This is a genomic window from Parabacteroides caeci, assembly GCF_023656795.1.
Classification (GTDB): domain Bacteria; phylum Bacteroidota; class Bacteroidia; order Bacteroidales; family Tannerellaceae; genus Parabacteroides; species Parabacteroides segnis.
Window position 1 is genome coordinate 1 of sequence record NZ_JAMOKT010000146.1, and the last position, 1,397, is coordinate 1,397.

1 pseudogene is annotated in these 1,397 nt (G+C 42.9%); it reads right to left on the reverse strand.

Annotated elements, in window-relative coordinates:
- Positions 1-1,397 (reverse strand): annotated as a pseudogene (locus tag NBH15_RS29100) (hypothetical protein); the annotation flags it as partial.

The following is a 1,397-nucleotide window of genomic DNA, read 5'->3' on the forward strand; positions in this document are numbered from 1 at the left end:
TGGATAGCTTTATTGGCCGTTTCCACGGCTGTGTTAAATGAAGACATGGCTGAATTGAATAATGAAAACTTGCTGTCGACGTTATTCTTCTCAGCAACTGTCGTTTTACCATCAGAAATAGCACTATTGATTGCCGACAGTAGATTGTCAATCGCTCCAAACAGAGTCACCTTTGCATTGAGTAATCCCGATTTTGCGGAACCGGTCAAGTAGCTATTGACATATAACTTATTGTAAGTAGCTTCTACAGCTGCCTTATCGGTTTTTACCGTATTGATGTACTTTTCGATAGCCTTGGCCTCTGACTCCTGTATTATGCCATCAGAAAAAGCGCCATCTATGTAATTTCCTAAGCCTGATACAGATTGTTGAGCTTGGTTCGCTGAAGCCTGGGCATTGCTGGCGGCCGTAAAGGCCTCTTTTCCTTTTGCCAGAGCTTCGTCCGAATAGCTTTTAAGCGTATCCTGGATAGCCTTATTGGCAGCCTCCACCTTTGATTTATAATCGGCAATAGCATTTTTGTAGGCAGTAAACTTACTATCGACATTGTTTTTCTCAGCTACGGTTGTACGACCGTCGGCAATGGCATCATTCACAGCCTTGATTAGTTCAGTATGGGCACCATTATAAGTAATCTTCGAGTTCAACAGGTCAGTCTTCGGAGATCCTAAAAGATATATATTGGAGTACAACTTCGTATAAACAGCGTCCGCGTCAGCTTTCTCCGTGTTGAGAGTATTGATATATTTCTCTATCGCTTTAGCTTCAGCCTGTTCTATAACTCCGTCTTTAAAGGCTCCATTCACGATTCCTTCAAAATCGGTCAGGGCTTTACTCGTTTCGCCTATTTCTCTAACGGCATCGTCAATTATCTTTTTTGCGGCCGGCCATTCCTTTATATTTTCCAAACCAGACGTTCCTTCACCGAACAAAATCTTTCCCGAAATTGTAGCCCCTTTTTTTGCGGTAATATGGGCATTCACCAAATCGATTACCAATCGGGCCAGCTTGTCCTTAATAACACCGGTCGTGATCGTTTGTCCGGCGACTTCTGTAAAACCATAGTTAGGGTTCCAGGAACGAACACTATCCTCCGGAGTATTCAATACGCCAATCCAAAAATGATAATAACCGGCTTCATCCTCCAGTTTTATTTGCCGTTCTGAAACCAATATAGAACCGGCATTCCCCTCTTTCGGGCACTTCGCATATACATAATAAGGCGACTCATTATCCAACCGGTGGGAAGAAGCCGGAATATTCCATTCCCTTACCTCTTCTTCGTTGATGGTGAAATGGACTAATTTCCCTGCTGTGCTTTTAAAATTATTGGGATCGTTATCGGCATTAGGGATAAATTTCACCCCGATAAGTTCCATTTGCTGCGAATTGGTACC